The following is a 26,888-nucleotide window of genomic DNA, read 5'->3' on the forward strand; positions in this document are numbered from 1 at the left end:
GAATACTGGAATAATGGAAGGTTGGGAAAGGAACCTGGATCACCCAGAAAAGGTTTTTTTCCTTAAACCCATTATTCCATCATTCCATACTTCCATTATTCCAAATTAAAGACGTCACCCTCTCACAATCATCTTCTTGCTTTTCGCGACAGAAAACCTGGCGATAAGGTATTAACCTCTATCCAGGATCTCTCGAAGTGTACGGGAAAGTTTATAGATGTTAAAGGGTTTCTGTATAAAGCCGTCGCATCCCCGCCTCAATATCTCCCTGGCCTGACCGTTGATGCTGTATCCGCTGGAGAGGAGGACCTTCAGACCAGGGTCGATCGCCTTGAGCTGATCAAATGTCTCGCCCCCTCCCATTTCCGGCATGATCATGTCGAGGATGACCAGGTCAGGGATCAGGGCCCCTGTGTTTTCCAACATCTCCACTGCCGCCTTTCCGCTATTGGCGAGGATCACCGTGTATCCCAGTTTCTTCAGAAGCTCCGCCCCGATTTTAAGGATCGTATCCTCGTCATCCACCAGCAGCACCGTCTCGGTTCCCCTCAGCATCTCATCCCGGTCATGGTCCTGGGCCGAACGGGTGGCGATCTCTTCCTCACCGACCGGCAGAAAGATGGTAAAGGACGCCCCGGTCCCCAGTTCGCTGTAGGCCTTGATGAAACCGCCATGATTTTTTACAATACCGTAGGCCGACGCAAGGCCCAGACCTGTGCCCCTCCGCATCCCCTTTGTCGTAAAGAAGGGTTCGAATATTCGCCGGAGCGTTTTCTGATCCATCCCCACCCCCGTATCCGTAACCGTCATCTTTACATACCGGCCCGGAACCGGGGCAAGCGCATTGACATCGTTCTGGTCCAGGACAACATTTTCCGTTTCAAGATAAAGGTCCCCGCCTCCGGGCATAGCCTGCCAGGCATTGATAAAGAGATTTATCAGGACCTGCTCGATCTGTCCCTGGTCCACCGCCACCGGCCAGAGGTCCTCCTGGTATTTCGTATGGATGGAGATCTCCTTCTTTGTTCGGCCCAGCATCTTTGCACTCTTGTCCATGAGCTCGTTCAGGTTGGTGGACTTCACCACATATTGCCCCCTCCGTGCAAAGCCCAGCAGCTGCCTGGTGAGATCGGCCGCATCCCGTATGTACTGTTCCATATTTTTCAGTCTGTCGTGATCGGGATGATCCGGATCTTTGTCCAGGAGCATCAGGGAAGTATTCCCCTGCAAGCCCATCAGGAGATTGTTGAAATCATGGGCGATCCCGCCCGCAAGGGTGCCGATGGCCTCCATCCTCTGGGCCTGATGAAATTGAGCTTCCAGTCGCTTTCTTTCCCGTTCGGCATTCTTTCGTTCCATGATGTCCCGGATAATGCCTCGAAAGCCTATTGGATTCCCTCCATGATCCTTTAAAAGGGATGCGGACACCTCCACATACAAATGCGTTCCGTCATCCCGTAAAATCTCGTACTCCGCCCCCTTGTCCGGCCTCCCTGTCGCATACACTTCATGGAATACGCGATACAGACTCTTGGCAAACTCCTCACCCGTGTTTTCCTGATAATTCATGTCCTTCAATATATTCTCCGGGATGCCGAAGATCCTGCACAACGACGCGTTAAAAAAAGTAAAGTCGCCGGCCAGATTGGTCTCATAATATCCCTCTTCAATACTTTCAAGGATCGTCCGGTATTTCTCCTCGCTCTCCTTCAAGGCCTTTTCGGCCTCATGTTGCCCGGTAATATCCCGTGCAAAGATGGCAATCTTCGATACCTCTCCGTTTTCGTCGGTAATCGGGAAAAAATGGCTGTCAAAATACATGTTGTCCCGACTTTCAAAGAACCTGACTGGTTTTCCGGTCTTCCTCACCTTCTCCAGGTTGGCAGTTCTGATTCCGGCGATCTCAGGGGAAAAGAGGTCAGGGAGATGCCTTCCAATAAGTTCATCCGGGCGGTATCCGATCCTTTTCGCAGCAGCGTCGTTGACCGCAAGAATCCTGTAGGCGGGGTCCAACAGAAAGGCCGGATCCGTAGCCGCATTCAGGAGGGCCCGGAAGGCCTGTTCGGTTTCCGTCAAGGCTTTTTCCGCCGCCTTTAGCGCCGTCATATCCTCATACAGGCCGTAAGTGCCCACCACTTCTCCGTCGACGGTTACCGGCACGCCATTGAATCTGACTTCGATAAATGCACCGTCTTTCCGTCTGCGCCGTCCCGTCCCCTGAACAGGCTTGCCGGTCAGGGTCGTAGTGGTATAGGAGACGGCCTCTTCAGGGTGATTCTGATCCGCCATAAGATCATCCAACAGCACGCCTTTCATCTCATCCAGTTCGTACAGAAAGAGCCGTTCAAATGCCTCATTGCATTCAACGATCCGCATATCTTTATCAAGAACGACAATACCCATCTGGCTGTTATCGATCAGTGAGGTCAACTGCTTGTTTCTGAAGGCCAGATTTTTATTGGATTCCTCAAGCGCTTTGATGCGATGCTGCAAGGCTTCATGGGCCACATTTTTTACCATCTGACAATCCCTTTACGCATGATGTCGGCATCCGCGGCCACGCTTCTCGTGGGTGAGCGGGAAACCGGATTCAGATCGATTGATGTCACTGCGCCATTTTAGGTCCATGTCCAGGCCGGAAAGGCAATACGATTCCGGGTCAGTTTCTCCAGGATGACGGGCTTCGCCCCCCGGCAGCCTTCACGCTTCTGAAACACGGCAAAAGGTGGGACAATGCTAAAGTGATGCCATTTTTTTGTCCCTTTTCCTTTGACCCAGATAAAATCTTATCAGGATCACCAGGATCGGGCACAGGACAAATACGATGTCATCGCCGGGTCCGGGCGCGAGATCCGGCATGAAATAATAGACAATGCCCCCGAATAACAGGCTGACCCTGAGAGCCCTCCCATATCCCATAAACGTAAAAACCCTTAGAAAAGTCAGGACACAAAGGCTCCAGAAAAAGAAGAGCAACACATTTCCCAGATGCCTGTAACGGGCAGGGATCTGGTCGGAAACCGTGCCGAGCAATCTCTCAAAAAGTCCACCGGTCCTTTTCACCTTCATTTTGAGCACGTCGCCGATAGTGGCCTTCTCGTCCACGTAGACGCCACCGGGAATCATAAAATCGAGGGTAAACGGCGCCTCTTCCCGGTGGAGGACATCATTAGAAGCCCGGAACGGAAGTTGAAGCACATACTTTCCAAACAGAACTCCCCCGGTACAGAGGCAAGCCAATGACAAGAGGAGAATGAGTTGGAATATGCCCTTTTTCATCATCCTGTTGTTCCTGATGACAGCCGGCACCCGTAGAATGGGTGATATCGCTCTTCCCATTGAATTTACGAATGGGGCTGGAAAACCGTGTTTCCCTCCCCTGCTGCCTGACCCGGGAAGGATGTGACACATAACGAGAAGATTGTCAATGACAAGAACCGTTCTCCACATGAAGACCGGGAGTCAAATTTTCCTTCCGGAACCCCTCTTCTTTGAAGCGGCCGGAGGCATAAGGGAGTTACTCCTGCATCTCACGCGTCACAGAAGCCTCTCTTCCTCCAAGAACCTGAATACGGCCTCCACTGTTTGGTCGGGTCGCTCCATTGGCACGAAATGGCTGGTGTTGTCCAAACACCGGATCACCGCGTGCGGCGCCTTTTTGTGGAATCGCTTCACCGCCGGGGCCAGAAAGGTGTCTGATGCGGCGCCGTAAATAAGTAGAATGGGCTGATGGATATGAGGGATATGTCGCCAGATAGTGTGGGGGCAGACCGAAAAACAGCGAGATTCCCATGCAGGATCGCAGGACAGGCGGATAGCCCCATCCTCCGTCTCCGCTGTTCCCCCCCGAATGTAGCCTTCAAGAAAACCCTTTTTCCAGGAACTGAACGGATGCTTTGCCTTATAGGTATTGAAGAGGGTGTCCCTGTCGGGCCAAAACGGATTCCTTCGGGCTGCCCGGGCCGCAATGGGGACAAACCGGGCCAGGCCGGTCTTTTTGGCCAGAAACCACCACCACATCCATGAAAAGGGAAGAATCGTGGGATCCATGAGAATAAGGGCACGGATCATGTCCGGCCGCTTCAACGCCAGAAGAAGGCCGGCTACGGCCCCCCGCGAGTGACCGATGGCAATCACCGGCGCTTTTAAATGGCTCAAGAATCGTTCCAGATCATCTGCAAAGACATTCCAGTCTTTCAGATCTTGAGGATGCGCGGCTGCGGGTGTTCTTCCATGCCCTCGATCATCCATGCCCACGACTCTGAGCCGCTGGCACAATTTCTCTGCAATGGGAGTATAGGTTTCCGCGCAAAACCCGGTCGCATGGGAGAAGTGGGCCAGGGGTCCCGAACCTCCCCAGTCGATGTAACTGAACTCGCCGTTCGGACCTTTAAAGGTGTGATAGTCCTGGCTCACGTTCCGTTCCGCATTCTGTTTCCAGGTGAAAGAGAGTAGACGGTCCGTCCCATCCCGGTGATGGCCGATCGAACACCCGGGCTATACCCCGTACTTTTCGCCCAATGCCCGGTAATGGGCTGGAAACTCCGGCTGGAAATTCTGATAATAGGGGATGGGATAGCGGGCGCCCGCCTTTTTTCCTGATTCCCGAAGGCCCAACATAAACCTGTCCAGGAAAGAAAAGGGCATGGCGAAAATCATCTCATCATCACCGGTCATGGAGAATATGCGGTCCCCCGGTCCCGGGATGACGATCCTCGGGTTCCCTGATTTCAGGGGCCGGATCAGGTATTCCGGGCATTCCACCTTGCCCCCGAAAAGACCTTGGATCTTTTCTTCCCTGTCAAAGGTGGCTGCCTGCAATATTCGTGACATCTGGGCAGGGTTGCCATAAAGGACAATCGTATCCGGGACCATGCTGATTTTCCGAAGGGGGGCGAGGAGGAGTGCCTGATATTCGTTCCTGTCAAGAAAACACATCTGATCCACCTCCTTGACGGTCTTTTCCATATCGCTTTTATACATGGATTCAAAGAAGGATTCGGCCATCTCCTTTCGCGGATCCTTCGCGGAGGTAAATCCGAAGGCCAGTGAGGCCAGGATGCAGACGACGTCTTCGCCGGTAATCCCCATCTGCCAGCCGTATAGTCTCGCCATGGTCATCGCCTGACAGATCGTAATCTTCTTTTTTAAAAACAGCGCGGGGCGTCGGGCCTTTTCGGGCAAGTCCGCCTGATGCTTTAAAAACTTTACCCCGACCGGAAGTGTCTTCAGTCTCAATTGGTTATAGACGAATTCCGCTTTGTCCACGAGTTCTGATGTGTCCATGGTTGTCTCCCCTTCTCGTGTGAAACTGGATTCTGGATACTTGATTCTGGATACTGGATACTAACTTATTGGACGTTGGACATTCCATGTTCGTTCCCTGTGCCTGATCCGACCGCCTTGTTGCCAGCCATACGCAACGCTCCCATGGAATTTCGCAAGCCATCTCAGGGGAGCCTTTCAGGGCCTTTTTTGATTCCAGGGCGTTCGGTCTGGACCCTTCACCATTCCCCGCTCCGCGTTCCGAGTTCCGCGTTCAGATTCGCACACCTTCAATTCCCCGAAGGTGTCTTCACTGCCAGGCACGACATGCCGGCCATTTCAAAGGGAGGCTTTTTGCCTTGGGCATCATGCCTGTCAAAAAAATCGAGGGTGATACGGACATAGTCTTCAGGGCGGTATTGATAGGTATTGTGACCGCAGCGCGGGAGTACGGATAATTCTCCTTTGGGCAGACTGCGATACATGGCCACCCCCTGTTCCACCTCAAAAATGGAACTGCGATCCGGATACAGCACCAGGGTCGGGCATTCGATTGAAGACAAAACAGGCCTCAAATCAAAGATATCCCGTCCATAGGCCCCTCCGAATCGACGGAACTGATCGAAGAGCGGCGCCGCCTTGTCGCCGTGCCATTCTTTCACCTTCGCCTGAAGTTCCGATTCCAACTCACTGAAGGGCTTAGGGAAATCCAACGCGTTTTTCTGCGTCATCGGGACGGTGCTAAAGCACTGGGTGCTCGAAATGACCATGCTCTTGACCTGTTCCGGGTGCATTAATGCATAATCCGCAGCCACCACGCCGCCCTCGCACTGACCAATGACATGAAACCGCTCCATGCCGACGGCAGAGACCAGGGCCCTCATTTCCGCGACGCTCTCGCTCCGGAAACGATCGCTCACATAAAAATCCATGAAACCGGGACCTTCTTCTGATCGCCCGTACCCCCTCCGGTCGTACATAAGGATCCGATAGCCGCTGTCCGCAAGAGCGGGGTAGATTTCCTTCCAGATCTTGGTGCAACCGAAGCCGTGGTGAAGAAGCACGATCGCATCTTGATTTTTATTGTCACCGTGACATTCATAGTAGATGTCTATTCCGTTTATGACCTCAACTGGCATGAATTCCTCCCCTGCAGTCCGTCGGCCCCATCCATCAGCAACATCCCTGCGCCCCTTTTCATGGGTCTGACGGTCGAAAACAGGAAACCCTTACGGCCCGGCGTTCTGCACTTTGTGCTTGACCTGAAAGAATATCCTGTTATATGATTTTAATCGAACATCCAAGAGCACTGTTGCACTATCCATCGTGCTCCCGATGACAAGTTCACCCCTTGATGACACCCACAGGTCTCACCCGGGCGACTTTTGTAGCCAGGTTGGCGCCCTCAACCACGTCAACCACCTGTGATATTTCCTTGTAGGCCTCCGGCATTTCTTCTTTAAGTGTTCGTATGCCTCTGGATTGAACAATAATGCCTCTATCTTCCAACTCGCGGTGAATGGCGCGCCCTTTTGCCTGTTTCACGGCCTGAGTCCGGCTCAGCACCCGGCCGGCCCCATGGCAACTGGAGCCAAAACTGCGCTCCATTGCCCCCGGCGCCCCAGCCATGACATAGGAATGGGTCCCCATGTCTCCGGGTATGAGTACCGGCTGGCCCGTAGCCCTGTAGATTTCGGGGAGGAGAGGATGGCCGGGCGGGAGGGACCGGGTAGCACCCTTCCGATGCACGCAGACCCTGGTCGCCTCTCCGGACACCAGATGAACCTCTTCCTTGGCAATATTGTGGCAGACATCATAGAGAAGGTTCATACCCAGCTCCTCAGGGCGAAGGGAGAGTGTCTTCAGAATTGTCTCCATGGTCCAGTGCATCAGGATCTGGCGGTTGGCCCAGGCGTAATTGGCCGCACATGCCATGGCCGCCAGGTAGCGCCGGCCGATGTCCGATGTCAAGGGGGCGCAGGCCAACTGTCGGTCCGGAAGCTGGAAAGACGCGCGTCCTCCATGAGCGCTCTTACTCATCTCCTTCAAGAAGTCGTCGCATATCTGGTGCCCGAATCCGCGTGAACCGGTATGGATGAAAACCGTCACCTGGCCTTCAAAAAGATGATATTGCCGGGCCTTTTCCCGGTCAAAGATCTGATCGACTACTTGAATCTCGAGAAAATGATTCCCGGCCCCCAGGGTCCCCAGCTGATCGGCTCCCCTTTTGACGGCCCGATCGCTCAGGACCGATGGATCCGCCCCCTCCAGGGTGCCATGGTCTTCGGTCCTCTCCAGGTCTTCCGGTGTGCCCAGGCCCCTCTTAACGGCCCAGCCAGCCCCGGTTACAGCGACCTGGTTTTCTTCCGATCTGGAGAGGTGTATGGGGCTCCTCGATCCGACGCCGCTTGGAATATTCCTGAACAGGGCAGAGACGAGGTCTTTCATCAGGGGATGGATGTCATGGCCGTGGAGCAGGGTGGTCATGAGCCTGCACCCGCAATTGATATCATACCCGACGCCCCCGGGTGAAACAATGCCTTCGTCCAGGTCAAAGGCCGCGACCCCGCCGATGGGAAAGCCATATCCCCAGTGAATGTCCGGCATTGCCAGTGAATGGCCCACAATGCCGGGCAACATGGCCACGTTTGCCACCTGTGTAAGACTTTGATCCTCCTGGATCGACCGTATCAATTCGCTGTTCGCGAAGACGAGCCCCGGGACGCGCATGGCCCCGGTCTGTGGGATCAGCCAACGGTAATCGTCTATTTTTTCAAGTGTGATTTTCATGACGCCGTAAGTGGATTATTGGGTGTTGGCCCCATCCGCCTGCAGAGGCCACGGGGTTACAGGTCAAAAATGACAGTTGCCTGCCAGCTGTTTCCCCTGCGGGCGACCTCGATCTGATGATAGGTAACCGCCTTGATTTCGGTTACGACCTCGTGCTGCTCCGGGTTGAAGGAAACAACATGCAGCGTGGCTTCAACCCGGGTTTCCGTGATGGAATCGATATCGATATCCATGACCACCGTGTTGTCGCCCTCTAGGAGATAATGGATTTCGCCCAGCCATCGCACCATCAGATCGGAGAGGTCTTCTCCGCTGACTGAAAGCCTGAGAACAGATGTGTTTGCAGCCGGCCTCTCTTTGATCATTATCTGCATCAGTGATTGGGCCGCATTCTCGAACAGGTGGCTGAGGGTCGGGCCTGTCACCCTTATCCCCATATCGGCGGTATGGTCCAGCAAGGTGAAGCGTGCCTTGTTTAAAGTCATCTGAAACGGCTGTCTCTACGCTGACGGGGTGCTCTGACGGCCCCTGTAAAATTAAAAGTCCTTTTGGTATACGCATCCATATTAGTTTTTAACGGTTGAATTGTCAAAATCTTGTCCGGTCGTTTTGTTCGGACACCCAAGAATGGAGGGAAGAACCATGCAATGCGCCTTTTGTGGACATAAAGTGACTGTTGAGGACAAGGTGATGAGGAGGGACATCTGTCCTCACTGTTCGAGAGATCTCAGGTGTTGCAGGCAGTGCAACTTCTATGACCATCACGCCTACAACGAGTGCAAAGAGGTGATGGCCGAACGGGTCATCGATAAGGAACGGGCCAACTTCTGCAACTATTTTGTACCCAGAGGCTCTTCCCTTTCCATCCCGGACAGGGCAGCGGATGCCAGAGAAGCACTCGAAGCGCTTTTCAGAAAATAGTGGCATCTGTTTGGGGCCTTTATGTGTAAGCCATATTCAACGCTGACGAGCGACCGTTTTTTTTACGCAATCCAGCATGGCATTCATTTTGTCGTGGGGCCGGTTGAAAAATATGACGAAATAGTAATACTCGCCCAGACCATCGTCTACGTACCCCACCCTGGTGCGGATTCCCCTGAGTGAACCGGTCTTATAGTAAACCTGATCCTTCTCCGTGAGGAGACGTCTGTAGGGCTTGAATCGCTTCAAGACAGCCAGCATGTCTAGGGCGGAGAGGCGGTTCTGCCTCGAAATCCCTGATCCCTCCACGATCTTCATGTTCTGCAGTCCGATCTTTGTTCCGGCAAAATCCGTGACCGCCTCAATCCCCTTGGTCAAGCTCGCCGGCGGCCCGTATGTTGCAGCGCCCAGGACCAGAAAGAGTTCATTGGCCATGAAATTGCTCGATGATTTCAGCATCTTCTGAACAACCGTTTCCAAGGGGAAGACCGACTCGTAGGTATACACCAGCAAATCGTCAGGCCCCACCCTCCCAGAACGGACGGAACCGTCGCACGCAACTCCCTTCTCTCTCAAAAAATGAAGGAGCAATTCCCCTGCATAACAGGCCGCACTTTGGGAATCGTACAAAAACGTGTGGCGACCCGGCTTCAGGCCCAGAGACCGTATCCGATCCCTGGCAAAGGGAATCAGTGGCGTCTGTTTTTCTGAAGAGACAATCTTTCCATTTCTGTCCCGTTGAAATCCGACGGTATTGAAATTTGCACAGATGGCCCCGACCGGGGCATCATAGGGGTTGGTTGTCCCGTTGCAGCCCGGTATGGCGATTTCCGTGGAAAAATAGCTCCCATCCAGAATCACCGATCGACATCTGTGAATTTTCGACGAAAGGACATGGGCCAGTTCCTCTAAGACCTCCGAGACCAGGAGGGGATCGCCGTATCCTTTCACTTTGAGGTTGTGAAAAACGTCCGTATAGAATTCCGTTCGGAACCTGTAGGACGGCCCGAGCTGTTCGAGGGCTGCGAGGGCGGTCAACACCTTGAGGGTCGATGCCGGAATGAACTTCTTCTTTTCGTTCTTCCGGTGGAGAATCCTTCCACGCGGGTCTGCAATCAGGAAGGCATCTGTTGCGGTGATGTTTGCCAGGCAGGGGAGGCTCTGTTTACTGCCGGCAAAAGGGGGCTGAACAAGGAAGACCCCTGTGAGCGCCATCCCCAGTCCGATCGCCCGCAGGGTTTTCCTTCCATAGCGGGCAAAGGCACAGCCGATTTTGGAGGGGGGTTTCAACAGGGGGCCTGACATGGAATTTATCGGGTCTTTGCCTGGTAGGTTTCATAATACCGCATCACCCGCTTTATAAATTCCCGGGTCTCGGGAAACGGGGGGACCCCCTTATGAGATTCCACGCAATTCGGCCCTGCATTGTAGGCAGCCAGGGTCAGGATCTTGTCATCATTAAATCGCTTCAGGAGGAGGCTGAGATACCGCACGCCGCCAAATATATTGTCTTCCGGGTCAAAGGGGTCCGACACCTCCATATCCCCGGCTGTGCCGGGCATCAGCTGCATGAGTCCCTGGGCCCCCTTGGAAGAAACCGCCTGATGATCGAACCCCGATTCGGCCCTGATAATGGCCTGGATGAAGTGCGGCTCAATTCCGAACTGCGTGGAGGCCTGATGAATAATTCCCCGATAATCATCAAGATATTTGCCAAGGGCCTTTCGGGACCTCGGGACAAAGATGCGGTAGCGGCTGTCGGTCTTAATGTTGGTAAAATGCCATACCCCGTTCTTGTCCACATATCGGTAGATCTCCCCCTGGGCGGGTACAGCCATAGAGAGCGACGCCGCAAGGGCCAGGGCGACGGCCAGGCATATCTGTGAAGAAAATGATTTCACCCTAGTTTCTTCCAGTCTGCAAGGAACTTTTCCAGTCCGATCTCTGTCAACGGGTGCCGGACCAACTGCTGAATCACCTTGAAGGGAATGGTGGCGATGTCGGCGCCCATGAGGGCCGCATCCAACACGTGGATCGGATTGCGAATGCTGGCAACGATCACCTCCGTATCAAATCCGTAGTTTTCATAGATCGTCAGGATCTGCTCAACCAGATCCATTCCCACGTGGCTGATGTCATCCAGCCTCCCGACAAAAGGGCTGATGTAAGCGGCCCCGGCCTTGGCGGCCATCAACGCCTGGATTGGTGAAAAACAGAGGGTCACATTGGTCTTGATCCCTTCCCGCGCCAATACGGCAACGGCCTTCAGACCTTCTTCAATCAAAGGGATTTTTACCACTATATTTTCGGCGATCCCGGCCAGGTCCCGGGCCTCCTTCACCATCCCTTCCGCATCAAGGCCCACCACCTCTGCGCTCACCGGGCCTTCAACCATGTCACATATTTCCCTGATGAGTCCGTTGAATTCTCTTCCCTCTTTGGCCACCAGACTCGGATTGGTGGTCACGCCGTCCACCATGCCCAATGCACTGGCCTGTCTGATCTCTTCGATATTTGCCGTATCTATAAAAAATTTCATATATCCCCCTGTTTTAATATTCCAAATCCTTCAATTCCCACATTCTCAATTTATCAATTTTCGCTATGCGCTTCCGCCTCTATTTCAAACCGGTCCGCGCACGCCTCGCTGCAAAAAAAATATTCCCTGCCGGCCACGACCCGTCTGACCGCGGTTCGCTTTGGAATATAGGTCTTACAATACGGGTCCTGGACCATTTCGTCGATCAATCCGCCTTCAGGAGACGGTTCAGTATGTTGATCCGGCGGGTGTTGAACCGGGCCCAGAAATCTTCTAACCAGGCGATATGCCACATAGGCCAGAAGTATGAGAATCAGAAATCGCATCAGTTGTCGCTCAACAGGATAACGGTCTGCCCTGCCACGCTCAGATCGTCCATCAGTTCAGACATGCTCCTCCCCTCTACCGGATGGATCAATCCCGGATTCAATTGAGCCATGGGCATGAGGACGAACCTTCTTTGATGCATCAACGGGTGCGGTATCCTCAGGTTACTCTCCTCTATTATCTTGTCCCCATAGAGAAGAATATCCAGATCGATGACTCGGGGTTCCCATTTCTGTCGTCGGATCCTCCCCATGGCGGACTCAATGGATAGCAGGGATTTCAGCAGTTCATGGGGGCCGAGAATTGTTTCAATCCGGATAACGCCATTGACATACCAGTCCTGCGATGTTGCACCCACCGGCTCCGTCCGATAAAAGGCGGACCTGCCCGTCACCGTACATCCATTGATTTGATGAATCAATTCAATTGCTTTACGGCAGTTGTTCAATGTGTCTCCCACATTCGAGCCGATCCCGATATAGGCCGTCTCAATCGCGAATGAAGGGTCTTGGATCACTTAAAACCTCATTCCCTTCACCCGGCCCAGGGCCTCTGACAGTCTCTCCTTCTTCTGGGTCAGTGCGATCCGGAAATATCCCTCTCCGGGGTCACCAAACCCATTGCCCGGGGTCACCACAACCCCTGCCTCTTCCAATAACCGGGTCGCCAACTGCGTAGAGGTGTACCCCTGCGGCACGTTTACCCACAGATAGAAGGTCGCCCTGGGAGACATCACCTCGAATCCCGCATCTCTTAGGCCCTGAACCATAATGTCCCGACGCCCCTGGTAAACCTGTGTCATCTCCCTCACACAGGTATCACCCCCCTTTAGGGCCGCTATCCCGGCCCGTTGAACCGCCTGAAACACACCCGAATCGATGTTGCTCTTGATTGCCCCCAGACCCTCCATCCCTTCCCGGTTCCCCACAGCAAACCCGATGCGCCATCCGGTCATATTATAGGTCTTGGATAGGGAATGAAACTCCATGCCCACCTCTTTGGCCCCCTCTGCCTGTAAGAAACTGGGGGGTCGGTGATCATCAAAGGCCATTTCCGTGTAGGCCGCGTCATGGCAGACCATGATATTGTACTTCCGCGCAAAGGCCACCACCGCTTCAAAGAATGACATGTCCGCGACAGCGGAAGTCGGGTTATTGGGATAGTTGATGAACAGGATCCGAGCACGCTCTGCAATAGATTCTGGGATGGCCGTTAAATCGGGGAGATAGTTATTCTTGTGCAACAGCGGCATAAAAAAAGAGTCTCCCCCGGCAAAGAGCGTGGCAATATGGTACACCGGATAGGCGGGGGTGGGAACCAGGGCGACATCGCCGGGATCGATAAAGGCCAAGGGAAGATGGGCCAACCCCTCTTTGCTTCCGATAGCCGAGACCACCTCTTTTTCCGGATCCAGATTCACGCCAAACCGCTCCCGGTACCACCCGGCGACCGCATCCTTGAAATCGTTCATGCCCGAATAGGACGGATACCTGTGGTTTGCCGGGTCATCTATGGCATGCTTCATCTCCTCAATAATGTGCTGAGGGGTAGGCAGATCAGGATCTCCCACCCCCAGATCGATAATGTCAACCCCTTTAGCCTTGACCTCGGCCTTTTTCCGGTCAATCTCCTTAAACAGATAGGGTGGGAGTTGTTTTAATCGTTGGGCCTTCTCAAACAGTTTCATATTATTCATTCCCTAATTTGCGCAACTTTAGTACCTTATCGCCAATTTTTCTGGCACAAAAAACAAGAAAATCTGTTTGTATCTCAGTACGCCTTATTCTATAGACTCACACCCCGGTGAAACAAGAGCAAAAAATGGTTTCACAGGGCAGGCGGAGCCACCCCGAGTGAAACAACACAGAAAAGGTTTCACGGGGCAGGCAAAGAACACAGAGAAAAGGGCATGTTCCCGTTTATTTTCAAAAAAATCCTTTGTGTGCTTTGTGTCTTTGTTTACCCCGTAGCTTCGGAAAATGGTACTGGGGTGTGAGTCCCGCTTGGGCGGGATTGGCGGCGGTTATCCGCGTGAGTCACTTAACATTTGTCACTTCAACCCTAACACATCCTGCATGTCATAAAGGCCCCGGGGTTGCCGGACCACCCATAGGGCCGCCCTTACCGCCCCCCTGGCGAAATTATCCCGGTTATGGGCCCTGTGGGTCAGTTCCAGTCTCTCACCGATCCCGCCGAACATCACTGTGTGCTCTCCGGTAATATCTCCGGCCCGCCAGGTCTGAATGCCGATTTCCTCATCGGTCCGTTCACCGATCATCCCTTTACGTTCGTACACCCCCACCTTTTCCAGGTCCCTGTGGGAGGCATCGGCCAATATCCGGGCCAGCCGCATGGCCGTTCCGCTCGGCGCATCCTTTTTCAGCCGGTGATGCACCTCCAGAATCTCCATGTCATAATCTGATCCCAGGATCCGGGCCATCTCCCCGGCAATCTTGAACATGACATTGACGCCCACGCTCATGTTGGGGGCCAGGACACATCGGAGTGTTCCGGCAAGGGCCTCCACCTCCTTCAACAGGTCTCCGGTGATACCGGTGGTCCCGACCACCATGGCCAGATCATTATCGGCGGCAACCCTCATATTATCGAGGGTCGCCTGGGGCGCGGTGAAATCGATCAGCACATCCGCCTTCCCGATCGATTTCTGCATCGCATCTCCTATGGTGATGCCCAGTTTTCCAGCACCGGCCACCAGGCCCGCATCCTGGCCGACACACGGGTGCCCGGCATGTTCAAATGCGCCGCTCAGGGTTGTTTCCGGATTCTGGTGAATCATATGAATGATTCGTTGCCCCATCCGGCCGGCAGCACCGGCAACCGTAACTTGGATCATGTCCCCCCCCCGTGGAATAATTAGTACCCGAACGGAAACCCGGGAAATCAGAAACAGTGAAATATGAGAAGAGGTTCTGTTAATGTAAATTTTGTTCCATCAATTAGGGTCCGCTCCACACGCTTTGGGCGGCATCGGACAATCCAACCCCTGGCCCCCATACCGCCATAAGAGCTCCTGCATGTCCTTGTACCGAAAATCACCATCATTTTCAACGAAATTAAGTAAAATTTCAATACATGCCGATTACGGCCGGCAGCTTAAGGCCTCTGTGACGTCCTCCTCGGTGATCCCCAGGAAGTGAAGGATGTTTTTCATTCGTGATTTTCCGATCGATGCCCCGGCCGACTGCTCAAGACCTTTCTTGGCGTTGTAGGCGATGCTGAGTCCGGCCTGACCCAGCATCAGGGCGTCATTGGCCCCGTCTCCCACTACCACGGTCTGGTCCAGAAGAATCTTTTCGTCGCAGGCGGTCTGATTGACGATCCTGGCCTTCCATGCCGAATCAATGACCTCGCCTGCAACTGCTCCGGTCAGGACCCCGTCCTTGATCTCAAGGCGGTTGGAATAACAAAAATGAAATCCCAATTGCTCCTTGAGAGGGTCTGCAAAAAAATCAAATCCCCCGGTAACCACGCCCAGCTTGTAACCCAGCCACTTCAAGGTAGCGACCAGTTCCTCCACACCATCTGATAAAGGGATGTGGCTCTTCATTTCGTTGAGAGCTTCAACCTTTAATCCCTTCAGCAGCGCCACACGCTGCCTCAGCGATTCCTCAAAGTCAAATTCTCCCCTCATGGCCTTTTCAGTAATCCGACTTACCTCATTATACACCCCTGCCCTGCGGGCCATTTCATCAATAATTTCCATGTCTACCAGGGTGCTATCCATATCAAAAAACACGAGCCGCTTGTTTTTCCGGTACGCCTCCATCTTCTGAAGGGCAAGGTCAATTCCCAAATCCCGGCTCGTAAGCATGATCCTTTCTTTGAGACGGCTCAGGTTCGGGGCTTCGTTTACATTGATGACCATCTCCATGGATGTTTCACCATGGTGGGTGACCGTGGATATGGTTTGGATATTGACCCTTTCCTCACCCAGTATACTGGAGAGCGCGTAGAGCCCCCGGGTGCCGCCGAAGTGCGTCAGGACAAACAGATTGCGCTCATTGACGGCCCGGACTTCAGCCTCTGAAAACAGCCGGAAATTCAGTGTCAGCTGAAGCTTGTTTGCCTCGAAAAGAAGATCCTTGATGACGCTGTCCTCGCCGATTTCAACGCGACTCAGGTCAAGGAGGAAGTAGAGTCCCAGATGGCTCTGCAGCGATGCCTGTTCTATATCCACCACTTCAGCTCCGTGCCTTACCAGGACACCTGTCAAGGTCGCGGTGATTCCGGGCCGGTCAGGTCCGGCCGCGGTCACCATCAGCAGTCTCTTCATCTCTTCCATCTTCAAGTGCTCCTTATGGGTTGGGTTGGAAAGGAACAGGGTCCGGCGGATTGACAATAGCCGATAGTACCCCAGTTTGACTTTCCCGAAAACAAAAAAGGTGCATCTCGATCGATTCTCTAAAACAACTGTGAAAGGCCAATACGCTCTTCACCATGATTGACGCCATCCCGCGCAGGGGTCGTTATCAGCTGAATCCAATTGCGTTTGGAAGAGATTAGGCCCTTTGAAAATAATCCCCCACAACCTGCCGAGAAGTTGGTGCCCTATGGGTAAGTGCCTGTAAAACTTCCGGGAGTTGCGCCATTGCCTTTTTGATTGCGGCTGTGGGCCCCTTTCGGTTAAGGTGGCGTAAAGGCAAAGATATCCCTCGGCAGCGGGATTCAAGGTGTGAGACACTGAGGATGTTGAAGCCTGTAAACACTGGACTTCTGCAGTTGATGCTGTCCCCGGACAGCAGGTGGGGTCGTTAACCCGGATGGTGGTAATCCAGAAAAAGGATGAAAATATCGTCTGTCGTCGCATGGACGAGGCTTTTGGCCTCTATCAGGAACATGGAGAGGCTGTTCTCGCCATGTCCGGGATGCAGCGGCTCCTGGACCGCTATAATTCCGCCATAGAACATAGCCAGGAGACGGTGCGACAGACCGGAGTGGCTGCCGCCTGCAGTCTCTGCGCCGGAAAAACGGGGAGTTGCTGTTTTGAGGAGGTGGAGACATGGTACGATCCGATGCTCCTTCTCACCAATCTCCTGCTGACCGCCGATCTCCCCCGATCCCGGGAGCTGCCGGGTCAGTGTTTCTTCCTGGGAAAAGAAGGATGTCGATTGCGGGCCCGCTATTCGTTCTGCCTCAACTATTTCTGCCCCACGCTTAAGATACGACTCGGGTCCGGCGTGATGAACCTCACGCTCGCTGCCGTTGGACAAGAGCTTGCGGCCGGATGGGAATTGGAGCAGGCCCTCTATCGATGGTTCAAGGGTAAGCCCTGAAAGGCCCCCTGTGACCACTTACGACGGCCCTCTTCCGTTTCCTCGAATTGTGCATACGGGCTTCTCTCCAAACAATCCCTCCTCAGGCAAGAAAGCGGCCTGTTTCCTGACGCCCGCGTCTTCTGGAAATGATCCTGAACCGATGGTTAGCATGTCTTTATTTCAATTTTACACTTCGTAAAAATTTTCGACAGGGGAGACCGCGACCCTCTCCGCTGAAAACGTATCTCCGGTTAAAACTTCTTAAGATATCTCGATAGGTTAAAACATCAAAACATCCTATCTTCTTCTTGGGTCCATTCTATGCATTTGCAAGGTAGATGGGAGTGAACGCAGATTCGCAGAGGATATTCACCTATCAGGGGCCAGAGAACGGGTTGGGTTGAACGCCAATGATTTATCGATGCGCTTGAGCGTGCTCCACGGGAGGGTGAGGTGAACAGGATTCTTGTTGTCGACGACGATGACGTCGCTATCCGGCTGCTCTATACAGATGAACTCGCCGAGGAAGGATACGATGTGAGAACGAGGCAGGGCGGACCGGGACTTCTGGAACTGATTGAAACAAAGAGACCTGATCTCGTGGTGGTGGATATCACTCCCCGAAAAAACGACGGGAGTGATCTCTTCCAGGACATCCGGAACCTTTGCGATGATCTGCCGGTTATTCTGTCCACACTCTATTCGAACGGTCAGCCCGATCGGGGGTTGACGGTTAATGATTGTCTTCTGGAAAAATGTTCCAACCTCAGGGAACTGAAAAGAACCATCGGAAAGACTTTTGGAAGCAATGAGCACTTCCCGCTCCAAGATATGTCCGATTGCCCGTATGGAGAGATGCGTCCTCTGTAAGGTCTCGTTCGAATCGTTTTGACCCTTTTATTCAGCCATGGAGGTCAAAAATTTTTCACACTTCCTCTTGACAGTTTCGAATTTCGAATTACTTATTTTGTAACATTCATGGATCGGTGCAGCTTCGGAAGAGTCTTGAAGACGATGCTGTTTTTGGGGCTTTTCACCATCAACCAAACTAACCAATTGTAAGATGAAAGGAGGGATGATCCATGTTATTGAGAAGAACAGCGAGTTGGCCTACATGGGATTGGACGAGTCCATTTGAAGAGATGGAACGGCTGAGAAGGCAGATGGAACTGCTTTCCGGTGGGCGCGCAGGCGAACGGTTGTGGAGCACGCCTGCAGCCGGTGTCTTTCCTCTCATGAACATCACCGAGGATAAAGACAATTACTATGTCCGCGCCGAGCTTCCCGGTCTCAACGCAGATGACTTGGAACTCTCTGTGACAGGGGATACCCTTTCTGTCTCCGGTGAGAGGAAGATCCCTGCTGAAGATGAAAAGGCACAGTATCATCGAAGAGAGAGGGATGCCGGAAAATTCAGCCGGATCGTCAGCCTCCCTGCCCAACTGGATACGGGTAAGGTGGAGGCGAGCTGTAAGGACGGCGTCCTCACGGTAACCCTGCCGAAAGCGGAAGAGGCAAAACCGAGGCAGATCGCCGTAAAGGCATCCTGACATAGAAAGGAGGGATACGACATGACGGATACGGAGAGCAAATCGATTCAGGTAAAGGAAAAATCAGAACTGACCACGCCTGCCGAGCAAACGCGGCCGGGGTTGGTTTTCACGCCTGCGGTGGATATCTTTGAAACCGAAAAGGAGATCACCCTCCTGGCCGATATGCCCGGCGTGAAATCTGCAGACCTGGACATTGACCTTCGGGACAACATGCTGACCCTGGATGGCGACGTCAAGCCCCCTGAAGGGACGGACGAGGTTGATGTGATTCGGGAGTACCGGACCGGGAAATATTACCGGCAATTCACCCTGTCGCAGCTCATTGATCAGGCAAAGATTGCTGCTGAACTCAAGGACGGGGTCCTTCGGTTGCAGCTTCCCAAGGTCGAGGCGGCAACGCCCCGCAGGATCGCGGTTAAGAGTTGATGAACCCGGCAATTCCTCAGAGCGGCGACTTAATGCATCACATTCGTGTCATGCCTTATGCGATCGCCGCTCTAGGGATAAGCCGCTCACATGAAAAAACGTCTCCTTTAACGCTTATATACTGTCGAAAGGAGGTGAGTGTAATGGCTGTATCTGAAAAGGCAAAGGAAAGGCTGGACGAGGCGGGCAAAGAGATCCGGGAAGCCGTTGACAGCCTCAGAAAGGAAGTCACCGAACTCACCCATAAGGTCAGGGATAAACTCAAGGGCAGCGGGGAGGAGGTGCGCGATTCTGCCCAGGAACTCCTTCAGGAGTTCAAACATCTCTCGGAGCGGGTCAAGGATATCATTCCAAAGGGTAGGAGAAGGCGTTCTTCCCTCCCTGTGCGCGTTGACAGGTATCCGGAATATCCGCCGGATGAATGGGAGCGGCCGTTCCTGGAACTCCGTAACGCCACGGATCGCCTCTTCGAAGACTTCTTCAGAAGTTACCCAATGCCTTTCACCGGAGGCAAAGGTGCGTGGGACCCGGCAATGGGTGTTTCGGGGATGAACTGGCCTCGTGTGGATATGGATGAAACCGATGAGGCCCTTCGACTCACAGCGGAATTGCCCGGTGTGGATAAGGACGACCTCGATGTCTCCCTGACGGATGACAGGATCACCATCCGGGGAGAAAAAAAGATGCAACAAGAGCAGAAGAAGGGAGACTATTATACGTCTGAACGCTTTTATGGGTCTTTTAAACGAAGTTTTTATCTCCCCTGCGAGGTGGAACCCGACGGTGCGGAGGCTTCTTTCAAGGACGGTGTCTTGTCTATAACATTGCCCAAGTCGCCCGCTGCCCGCGAAAGCATCAAGAAGATAACGGTCCATGCCGGATGAACATGGAGGGGATCACCTCTGTATGGTCTCAATGCCCCTGAAGATCTTTCGGGGAATAGGGAGACATATGCCAGGGTCCTGCGCTCCCTCACCGCTGAATGAGCGGATCAGGAGACCTTTTTCCCTTGCCTGTGTATCATACCGCACTCCTGCCATACATCCGGAAAGACCATAATTCCTCCCTCCAGGTTCTCACACGCCACCATCGATCTTCCTTGAAAATTCAGGAAGATGCACCAACAGATCTTCATCCCAGCCGCACGCGGAGGGCATATCCCTCTCTCCTCCGTCCTTTCGCGTCCTCTGGATATATGGGGCGACCTCCCCACAGGAATGGATTTGCACTTTCAAACCTATCAGGCTTGTGGTATGTTACCCCCCGCTGATGGGGCCGCCCGGGCGGTAACCAGGGTGGTACTGATTTTCGTGGACCTGAGAGAAAAACCCCTATGTCAAAGAAAATATTTATCATTGACGATGATCCCGATTCAATCAGCTTTCTCCGGTGCATTCTGAAAGCACATGACTATGACACCATCTGGTCCTTGTCCAGCGCCACCGCCATTGCCATGGCCCGGTCCGAAAAACCGGACCTTATTCTCCTGGACCTTCTTATGCCGGAAAAGAGCGGAATCCGTCTGTTCAAGGAACTCCGGAAGGACCCTGAGCTGCAGCACATCCCGGTGGTCATTGTGAGCAATATGCCACAGGTTGCATCCGATCTCAGCACCCTCATCGGCAGGCACTCGGATCCCTCGCTGAACAGCGTCGGTCCTCGCCCAAACTCACCGGAAGGCCTGATGGAAAAGCCGATTGAACCTGATTTATTGACCAGGACAATCCAGAAAATCTTGAATGAAGGAGATATGTGGAAAAATGAAAATAGGAAAACACGCACGGAATCGGTTCGTTAAATCCGAGAACGATTGCGAACAAGGCCCTGACTTTTATGCCAGCCTATTCATCAACTCACCTATCGGCATCTATATTGTTCAAGATGGGAAGTTTAGATTTCTGAATCCGGAATTCTTGAGAATTTCCGGCTATGAAGAGCATGAATTGCTGGGGACGGACTCATTAGGCATCGTGCATCCTGAGGAGAGGGATTTTGTAAGAGAAAAATCCATCCAGATGTTGAAAAAAAAGAGCATGGGCACCTATGATCACCGGGTGATCACCAAGAATGGGGAGATCCGCTGGATCATCGAGACAGTTACCTCCATTACCTATGGCGGCCGCAGGGCGGCCCTGGGCTATTTTATGGATAACACCCAGAACGTACTCACTAAAGAGGCGCTGCTCATTTCCGAGGACAAGTTCAAAAAGGTCTTTCGTTCGAGCCCGGACTGGTTTGTCATCAGCACCCTTGAGGATGGGTTTTATGTCGACGTAAACGAGGCCTTTTTGCGAACCACCGGTTATGAACGGCATGAGGTAATCGGCAAGAGCTCAGTGGAATTAGGCATCTGGGCCCAGCGCGAGAAGAGATCGCAGATGCTCGAAACCCTCAAGAAAGAAGGCGCCGTCAGGAACATGGAGGTTGACTTTCGCATGAAATCCGGGGAGATTCGCAATGTGCTCTGGTCTGCGGAAGTGATCGACTATGGAGAAGAGAAATGCCTTATTGCGGTCACCCGCGATGTTACCGCCCGCCATCGCGCCCAGATGGAGCAACTCAAGCGGGAGAAGCTTCAGGGGATCTTGGAAATCGCAGGCGCCACATGCCACGAAGTCAACCAACCTCTCCAGTATATGTGCCTGCTTCTCGATGAGGTCTTGAAGGACGATCCGGAAAACGAAAACCTGAAGGAAATCAAAAAACAGTGCGACCGGATCACATCAATTACCCAGAAAATCGAGGGGATCACTCTTTGTGAAAGCATGGATTACATCCAGGGGAAAAAGATCATAGACATCATCGAGGCGTCAAAAGAAAAGGTAAAAAAAGACTCAGAAATTATACGGCCGGCTGTCTGACTGGCACCTGTAAAAGCCGGTTATCTCGTCTCCGAGTGATTCAAGAAACTCCTCCAGTTCGTGTTCCTCGTCGAATCTCATGACGCCCACGTGGCCGGTGGCATGTTCAACAGGACAACCCGCCGCTGAATCGGCGCACGCCCTGGAAAAGGCTTCCGGGTCGCCATGGTATTTTTCCCCCAATTCCAACTCGCTGATAACCGCTGTTGCATGCCCGTAACTATCGAAATAGATATAATATATCATTAGGCTTCCTCCTGATGGATCCCGAATTGACAGGCGTTTTGGGGTTCGCTCTTCAGAATGTATCAGCATATCAGCAGTTCGTCGCCCACACCAGGGAATTCCGCCATTTCTTTGCTTGCCCACAAGCCTAATCCCATCGGCATCCATGGGTTTGTGGTTGAAACAGGAGTATGGGTGTGTTAAAGGTTTTGACAGGAAATTCACGAGGAGCCCTTCCAGTGGGAGACAGGCAAGAACAAAGAAAGGAATAAAAGGGTGACATCGGGAAGATTCTTCCAGGGGCAGTGCCAAAATAATCCCGTTATGTGCGGATGTTCAGTTGATCGATGATCCCGTCGGCAAACCTGAATATGAAGTCCCGCTGGCTGGGCGTGCAGTAGGACGGGCAGTCGCATCGCATGCTTTTCAGGGTGCGCACAAACAGTTCCAGCTTGATCCAGTCCTGGCCCAGTTCCACGGCAAACACATGGGGTTGGCACTGCGTGTGCAGATATTGGGTTTCATTGAGGAGATCATCGGGTATCCGGACCCAGAAGATCTGCTCGAGACTGGAGCTGATGGCGTGTTTTTTAAGAAATCCTCGAATCAGCGCCATCCCCTGGACAGGAATCTCATCAATCAGGTATGCCCTCATGACGGGAGATCCCTCTCTTCCATCTCATCGATTCTCCTGCCTCCCATGTAAGCATCCACCACGGAATAGACCCAGAGGAGGATGAACAGCCCCGCCATGGCCCACAGGAGGGTCAGATTTTCCGCCCTGAGCCTGGCCATTAACATTTCAGGATCTGAGATGTCCATATTTGCTGATCCGAAGATAGAATGGACGAGGTGTGCCAGTTTGATGATTCCCGCGATAAAAAGGAGGAAAACCCCGCCCAAGAGCAGGCCCCCTTTTTTCAGATCCTGATTTATAATCTGTCCCAACCCCGGAATAACGAGACCGGAACAGAGGGGTGACATGAGTGCCTTTTTCATCAGCTAAAACCCGTAAAAATTGGATTGTCAAGATTTCGATGCAATCCCCTTATATCCAAATACACCCGCAGTGTCAATGCGGCTTGAGGACGTTGTATGATGCACCCGCTGACTGACCTTCTCCAGATCAATATCCCCTTCACCATGCTTTCTGAATCCTACCTGGATCGGTTCGTTGCGAACCGGCTCAATCCCGAAATCGGGTTTGACGCCCAGGCCCTGGACGCATTCCCCCTTTCCCATATGGAGGCGGCGGCAGAACGACTTCAGGAGGCAGGCCTTGCCATCACGTTTCATGCGCCTTTCATGGATCTCTCTCCCGGCTCACCGGACCCCAAAATCAGGGACCTTACCCGAAAGCGACTGGAGCAGGTCACCCGGTTGATTCCCCTTTTCAGACCAAAGACCGTGGTCTGCCACACCGGATATGATCACAGGCGATACTGGCACATCCGGGATCGTTGGCTCAAGAACAGCCTTGGCATATGGTCCGAAATTGCTGGGCACATACGGTCTGAGGGCGCTGCAATGATGCTGGAAAATGTCTATGAGCAATCCCCGGACGACATGATCGATTTATTGGAGAATCTGAGGGATGATGGGGTCGGTTTTTGTCTGGATACCGGGCACCAGGCGGTTTTCGGCAAAGCTCCCATGGATGAATGGATCGCCTCTCTGGGACCTTATCTGGGACAATTGCACCTGCACGACAACTCCGGCAAGCAGGACGAACACCTGGCTCTGGGACAGGGGCGTATCGATTTCGACCATTTATTCAAACTTCTTACGGCGGTCTCCCCCATCCGTCCGGTGGTCACCCTCGAACCCCACAGAGAAGAGGAATTGTGGCCCAGTTTGAAATACCTTGACAAAATATGGCCATGGTAACCGCGGGGGCTTCCCGGTTTTTTATTGAATTTTAAGGATATTTGCGGTAGCCTTTTAAGGTATAAGGCGCAAGGCGTAGGGAGCGTAAAAGGCAGAAAAGCAGTGGGCGGCGTAAGGCTGGAAGCAGAAAGCTCAAAGCGACCAGGATAACCGATACCCTGTTTTATGCGCTTGCAGGCGCTCAGGATGCCTCAATTCCTGAATTCCTAAATTGTGGCTGAACGAAAACCCGGAAATCCAAAAAGGTGGAATCGAAAACTTGATTTTATTAATTTCAACTCTATTCCATCAATTCGGAATTCGCAATTCCTCAATTCGCAATTGTGCCTGAATCACGCCAAGGCGTGATTTTCGTTCAGGCACCAAATACGAGATTATCATAACGTTATGGATCGTCCGTTCCCCAAATCGGTTACCTCCGCAGAGAAATGCAAGCGTCTGATGGAGATCTTGTCTCCGGACGAGACATGGGGCATCATCATGAACGCTGATCCAGATGCCATTGCCAGCGCCCTCGCTCTCAAGCGCCTCTTTTGGCGGAAGGTGAGAAAGGTAACGCTTTTCCATATCAATCCCATTGAACGGGCCGACAATCTGGCCTTGATCAGCTGCCTCAAAATCAATATGCAGCGGATCCGGTCCATGAGAGGGAGAAAAATTCATCGATGGGCCATTGTAGACTCCCAGCCGCACCATCATAAACGGTTTATGAGCCATCCCTTTGACATCATTATCGATCATCACCCGCTGGGCCCTCCATCGGAGGCGGCCTTTATCGACATAAAAGAGGACTACGGCGCCAATTCCACGATTCTGACCGAGTACCTCAGGGCGTCCAAGATCACCCCTTCCCCGCGTCTGGCCACCGCCCTCTTCTATGGCATCAAGACGGATACCGACAACTTTGTCAGGGAATCAGCGCCCAATGATATGAATGCATTCCGGTATCTCTACCCCCTCGCCAACATGAATACCATAAAGAAGATCGAATCTTCGGAGATGAGTACGGAAACGCTGAATGACTTCCGGTTTGCGATGGAACACGTGATCTTTATAAAGGATATTGCCTATATCAACATGGAAGAAATAACCCGCCCGGATGTCCTGGTCATGATTGCCGATTTTTTCATGAAACTGGCCGAAGCCGAATGGAGCATCGCGGCCGGCACATATGAAGACAGATTTATCGCCATTCTGAGAAATGCAGGATTCAGGGGCGATGCAGGCAAGATGGTCCAGCGCCTCTTTAAACCCTGGGGGGGATCTGCCGGCGGTCATAAGAGTGCCAGCCGGGCTGAAATCCCTTTGAAGAATATGATAGGAGAGACAAATGACCGGTCCCTGCCGAACCGACTGGTCTTAAAGGAATTAAAGCGATTGAAACATGTCGCAACCGAGGGAGATCAATCTTGACCGTTTTTGAAGCAAGGCCCGTCGACGGCAGACTGCTTGAGGAAGTCAAGCGACTCGTTGATCAGCAGGACAGCCTGACGCTGAAAACGCTCCTCGATCAGATGAGGCCCGCTGACGTCGCCGATGTTATCGAGCATTCAGGCAGGGAGGAAGGGCTGCTCATATTCCGTCTCCTGGAGCCCGAAGGGGCCGGCGAGGTCCTCATGGAAATCGAGGCACCTGTTCGGGAACGTATCCTGAAGGATCTTGACAGCAAGGCCATATCCCAAATTGTCGAGGTGCTCAACTCTGACGATGCAGCCGACGTGGTGGGAAATCTCCCGGCGGATCGGGCAAGAGAGGTCATTGAAGCGGTCGGAGATCAGGTCACCGAGGAGCTTAAGAAACTCCTCACCTATCCTGAGGACACGGCCGGCGGCATCATGGCCCTGGAATTTGTGGCTGTCAAGGCCAGCGCCACGGTAAGGGATGCCATTGAATCCATCAGGGAAAAACGGGAGGAGGTGGAAAATCTTTATTATATCTGGGTGACGGACACCTATCAAAAACTGGTGGGGCTCATTTCGCTGAAAGACCTGGTGCTGGAACCCCCTGACAGGCAGATCAGCGAGATCATGAATCCGGAGGTGATATCCGTTAATGTCAGGGCCGATCAGGAGGAGGTGATTCACCTGGTCAGGCGATATGACCTTGTCAATATACCGGTGGTGGACGATTCTTATCGCCTGGTGGGCCGGATTACCTATGACGATATCATCGAAGCGATCGAAGATGAGGTGAATGAGGATATCTCACTCATGGCCGGGGTCATCGATCAGGAAATTACAGAGGCCTCCACCCTGAAAATATCCAGGGCACGGCTGCCCTGGCTGGTGGCGGCCCTTTTCGGAGGCGTGTTTGCCGCGTTGGTCATCGACCAGTTCCAATCCTCTCTGGAAAAGCTGATCGCCCTCTCCTTTTTCTTCCCGGTCATCATGGCCATGGGAGGCAATACGGGCACCCAGGCGGCCACGGTGGTGGTCAGGGGGCTTGCCACGGGCGACATCGGTCTCGTGAATGTGGGAAAGCGGCTCTTTATGGAAATGCGGGTCGCCCTCATCAACGGCGTCATATGCGGGCTGATTCTTGGAGTGATTGTGGGACTCTGGCTCAAGAATTTCCGGCTCGCTTTGATCGTAACCATCGCCCTTATCGCCATTATCCTCCTTTCAGGTCTGATCGGTTCTGCAATCCCCTTATTACTCAAGAAGATGAATATCGATCCGGCCCTGGCCTCAGGACCGTTTGTCACCACCACAAACGATATCTTCAGCCTCCTGATCTACCTGGGCCTGGTGACCCTCTTTCTGCGCGCTCCGGTTTAACGGCGACGGTCATTTTCTGATCAATGACCTGGACGTATTCC

Annotated in this window: 29 protein-coding genes; 11 read left to right on the forward strand and 18 right to left on the reverse strand. The window is 53.0% G+C overall.

Going from position 1 to position 26,888, the window contains the following annotated elements; all coding sequences use genetic code 11:
• Positions 1–171 precede the first annotated feature (171 nt).
• From K9N21_15910 to K9N21_15940, 7 genes are all read right to left on the reverse strand, one after another.
• Complete coding sequence (locus K9N21_15910) at positions 172–2,520, reverse strand: PAS domain S-box protein (protein MCF8145402.1); 2,349 nt, start codon at positions 2,518–2,520, stop codon at positions 172–174.
• 216 nt (positions 2,521–2,736) lie between these two features.
• On the reverse strand, positions 2,737–3,282 hold the full coding sequence (locus K9N21_15915) for a hypothetical protein (protein MCF8145403.1): 546 nt from the start codon (positions 3,280–3,282) through the stop codon (positions 2,737–2,739).
• 255 nt (positions 3,283–3,537) lie between these two features.
• Positions 3,538–4,416: an alpha/beta hydrolase gene (locus K9N21_15920; protein MCF8145404.1), complete on the reverse strand. Its 879-nt coding sequence runs from the start codon at positions 4,414–4,416 to the stop codon at positions 3,538–3,540.
• Between the two features lie 81 nt (positions 4,417–4,497).
• Positions 4,498–5,286: a DUF169 domain-containing protein gene (locus K9N21_15925; protein ID MCF8145405.1), complete on the reverse strand. Its 789-nt coding sequence runs from the start codon at positions 5,284–5,286 to the stop codon at positions 4,498–4,500.
• Positions 5,287–5,555: 269 nt separating this feature from the next.
• Positions 5,556–6,404: an alpha/beta hydrolase gene (locus K9N21_15930; protein ID MCF8145406.1), complete on the reverse strand. Its 849-nt coding sequence runs from the start codon at positions 6,402–6,404 to the stop codon at positions 5,556–5,558.
• 205 nt (positions 6,405–6,609) lie between these two features.
• Positions 6,610–8,055 (reverse strand): RtcB family protein, encoded by a 1,446-nt coding sequence (locus K9N21_15935; protein MCF8145407.1) that lies wholly within the window; start codon positions 8,053–8,055, stop codon positions 6,610–6,612.
• A 56-nt stretch (positions 8,056–8,111) separates the two neighbouring features.
• Positions 8,112–8,540, reverse strand: coding sequence for an archease (locus tag K9N21_15940; GenBank protein MCF8145408.1), 429 nt, complete (start codon positions 8,538–8,540; stop codon positions 8,112–8,114).
• 157 nt (positions 8,541–8,697) lie between these two features.
• On the opposite strand from K9N21_15940, the gene K9N21_15945 reads away from it, so the two are divergent.
• A complete protein-coding gene (locus tag K9N21_15945; GenBank protein MCF8145409.1) occupies positions 8,698–8,976 on the forward strand; it encodes a hypothetical protein in 279 nt (92 codons plus the stop codon).
• Positions 8,977–9,012: 36 nt separating this feature from the next.
• On the opposite strand, the gene K9N21_15950 is transcribed toward K9N21_15945, so the two are convergent.
• The 8 genes from K9N21_15950 to serB all read right to left on the reverse strand — a co-directional run bounded on the left by K9N21_15950 (position 9,013) and on the right by serB (position 16,145).
• The gene (locus tag K9N21_15950) at positions 9,013–10,281 is read right to left on the reverse strand and encodes a D-alanyl-D-alanine carboxypeptidase (protein ID MCF8145410.1); all 1,269 of its coding nucleotides are present in this window, start codon (positions 10,279–10,281) and stop codon (positions 9,013–9,015) included.
• A 5-nt stretch (positions 10,282–10,286) separates the two neighbouring features.
• The gene (locus K9N21_15955) at positions 10,287–10,877 is read right to left on the reverse strand and encodes a lytic transglycosylase domain-containing protein (GenBank protein ID MCF8145411.1); all 591 of its coding nucleotides are present in this window, start codon (positions 10,875–10,877) and stop codon (positions 10,287–10,289) included.
• Positions 10,874–11,515, reverse strand: a complete 642-nt coding sequence (gene fsa, locus K9N21_15960; protein MCF8145412.1) for a fructose-6-phosphate aldolase — start codon at positions 11,513–11,515, stop codon at positions 10,874–10,876. The genes K9N21_15955 and fsa overlap by 4 nt, the downstream gene beginning before the upstream one ends.
• 53 nt (positions 11,516–11,568) lie before the next feature.
• A complete protein-coding gene (locus K9N21_15965; GenBank protein ID MCF8145413.1) occupies positions 11,569–11,841 on the reverse strand; it encodes a YHS domain-containing protein in 273 nt (90 codons plus the stop codon).
• Positions 11,841–12,359: a 2-amino-4-hydroxy-6-hydroxymethyldihydropteridine diphosphokinase gene (gene folK, locus K9N21_15970; GenBank protein MCF8145414.1), complete on the reverse strand. Its 519-nt coding sequence runs from the start codon at positions 12,357–12,359 to the stop codon at positions 11,841–11,843. The genes K9N21_15965 and folK overlap by 1 nt, the downstream gene beginning before the upstream one ends.
• Positions 12,360–13,529: an LL-diaminopimelate aminotransferase gene (locus tag K9N21_15975; protein MCF8145415.1), complete on the reverse strand. Its 1,170-nt coding sequence runs from the start codon at positions 13,527–13,529 to the stop codon at positions 12,360–12,362. It lies immediately after the preceding gene.
• 363 nt (positions 13,530–13,892) lie between these two features.
• Entirely contained in the window at positions 13,893–14,696 is an 804-nt protein-coding gene (dapB, locus tag K9N21_15980; GenBank protein MCF8145416.1) for a 4-hydroxy-tetrahydrodipicolinate reductase, read from the reverse strand.
• 246 nt (positions 14,697–14,942) lie between these two features.
• Complete coding sequence (gene serB, locus K9N21_15985; GenBank protein ID MCF8145417.1) at positions 14,943–16,145, reverse strand: phosphoserine phosphatase SerB; 1,203 nt, start codon at positions 16,143–16,145, stop codon at positions 14,943–14,945.
• Between the two features lie 478 nt (positions 16,146–16,623).
• Here serB and K9N21_15990 point away from each other — a divergent pair, with 478 nt between their 5' ends.
• The 7 genes from K9N21_15990 to K9N21_16020 all read left to right on the forward strand — a co-directional run bounded on the left by K9N21_15990 (position 16,624) and on the right by K9N21_16020 (position 21,958).
• Positions 16,624–17,136: a hypothetical protein gene (locus K9N21_15990; protein MCF8145418.1), complete on the forward strand. Its 513-nt coding sequence runs from the start codon at positions 16,624–16,626 to the stop codon at positions 17,134–17,136.
• A 435-nt stretch (positions 17,137–17,571) separates the two neighbouring features.
• On the forward strand, positions 17,572–17,988 hold the full coding sequence (locus K9N21_15995) for a response regulator (GenBank protein ID MCF8145419.1): 417 nt from the start codon (positions 17,572–17,574) through the stop codon (positions 17,986–17,988).
• A 212-nt stretch (positions 17,989–18,200) separates the two neighbouring features.
• Positions 18,201–18,668, forward strand: coding sequence for an Hsp20/alpha crystallin family protein (locus K9N21_16000; GenBank protein ID MCF8145420.1), 468 nt, complete (start codon positions 18,201–18,203; stop codon positions 18,666–18,668).
• Between the two features lie 21 nt (positions 18,669–18,689).
• Positions 18,690–19,097 carry an Hsp20/alpha crystallin family protein gene (locus K9N21_16005; GenBank protein ID MCF8145421.1) on the forward strand — a complete coding sequence of 136 codons (408 nt, stop codon included), beginning with the start codon at positions 18,690–18,692 and terminating at the stop codon, positions 19,095–19,097.
• 143 nt (positions 19,098–19,240) lie between these two features.
• A complete protein-coding gene (locus K9N21_16010; protein MCF8145422.1) occupies positions 19,241–19,981 on the forward strand; it encodes an Hsp20 family protein in 741 nt (246 codons plus the stop codon).
• Between the two features lie 449 nt (positions 19,982–20,430).
• Positions 20,431–20,895: a response regulator gene (locus K9N21_16015; protein ID MCF8145423.1), complete on the forward strand. Its 465-nt coding sequence runs from the start codon at positions 20,431–20,433 to the stop codon at positions 20,893–20,895.
• Entirely contained in the window at positions 20,858–21,958 is a 1,101-nt protein-coding gene (locus tag K9N21_16020; GenBank protein MCF8145424.1) for a PAS domain-containing protein, read from the forward strand. The genes K9N21_16015 and K9N21_16020 overlap by 38 nt, the downstream gene beginning before the upstream one ends.
• On the opposite strand, the gene K9N21_16025 is transcribed toward K9N21_16020, so the two are convergent.
• The 3 genes from K9N21_16025 to K9N21_16035 all read right to left on the reverse strand — a co-directional run bounded on the left by K9N21_16025 (position 21,932) and on the right by K9N21_16035 (position 23,182).
• Entirely contained in the window at positions 21,932–22,204 is a 273-nt protein-coding gene (locus tag K9N21_16025) for a hypothetical protein (protein MCF8145425.1), read from the reverse strand. The two genes, K9N21_16020 and K9N21_16025, sit on opposite strands and share 27 nt — an antisense overlap.
• 301 nt (positions 22,205–22,505) lie before the next feature.
• A complete protein-coding gene (locus K9N21_16030) occupies positions 22,506–22,838 on the reverse strand; it encodes a hypothetical protein (GenBank protein MCF8145426.1) in 333 nt (110 codons plus the stop codon).
• Positions 22,835–23,182, reverse strand: coding sequence for a hypothetical protein (locus tag K9N21_16035; GenBank protein ID MCF8145427.1), 348 nt, complete (start codon positions 23,180–23,182; stop codon positions 22,835–22,837). The genes K9N21_16030 and K9N21_16035 overlap by 4 nt, the downstream gene beginning before the upstream one ends.
• A gap of 96 nt (positions 23,183–23,278) precedes the next feature.
• Here K9N21_16035 and K9N21_16040 point away from each other — a divergent pair, with 96 nt between their 5' ends.
• The 3 genes from K9N21_16040 to mgtE all read left to right on the forward strand — a co-directional run bounded on the left by K9N21_16040 (position 23,279) and on the right by mgtE (position 26,847).
• Positions 23,279–24,070, forward strand: a complete 792-nt coding sequence (locus tag K9N21_16040) for a sugar phosphate isomerase/epimerase (protein MCF8145428.1) — start codon at positions 23,279–23,281, stop codon at positions 24,068–24,070.
• 387 nt (positions 24,071–24,457) lie between these two features.
• Positions 24,458–25,483 (forward strand): DHH family phosphoesterase, encoded by a 1,026-nt coding sequence (locus K9N21_16045; protein ID MCF8145429.1) that lies wholly within the window; start codon positions 24,458–24,460, stop codon positions 25,481–25,483.
• Positions 25,480–26,847 carry a magnesium transporter gene (gene mgtE / locus K9N21_16050; GenBank protein ID MCF8145430.1) on the forward strand — a complete coding sequence of 456 codons (1,368 nt, stop codon included), beginning with the start codon at positions 25,480–25,482 and terminating at the stop codon, positions 26,845–26,847. Before K9N21_16045 ends, mgtE begins: the two co-directional genes overlap by 4 nt.
• The last annotated feature ends 41 nt before the right edge of the window (positions 26,848–26,888 follow it).

Source organism: Deltaproteobacteria bacterium, assembly GCA_021737785.1.
Classification (GTDB): domain Bacteria; phylum Desulfobacterota; class DSM-4660; order Desulfatiglandales; family Desulfatiglandaceae; genus AUK324.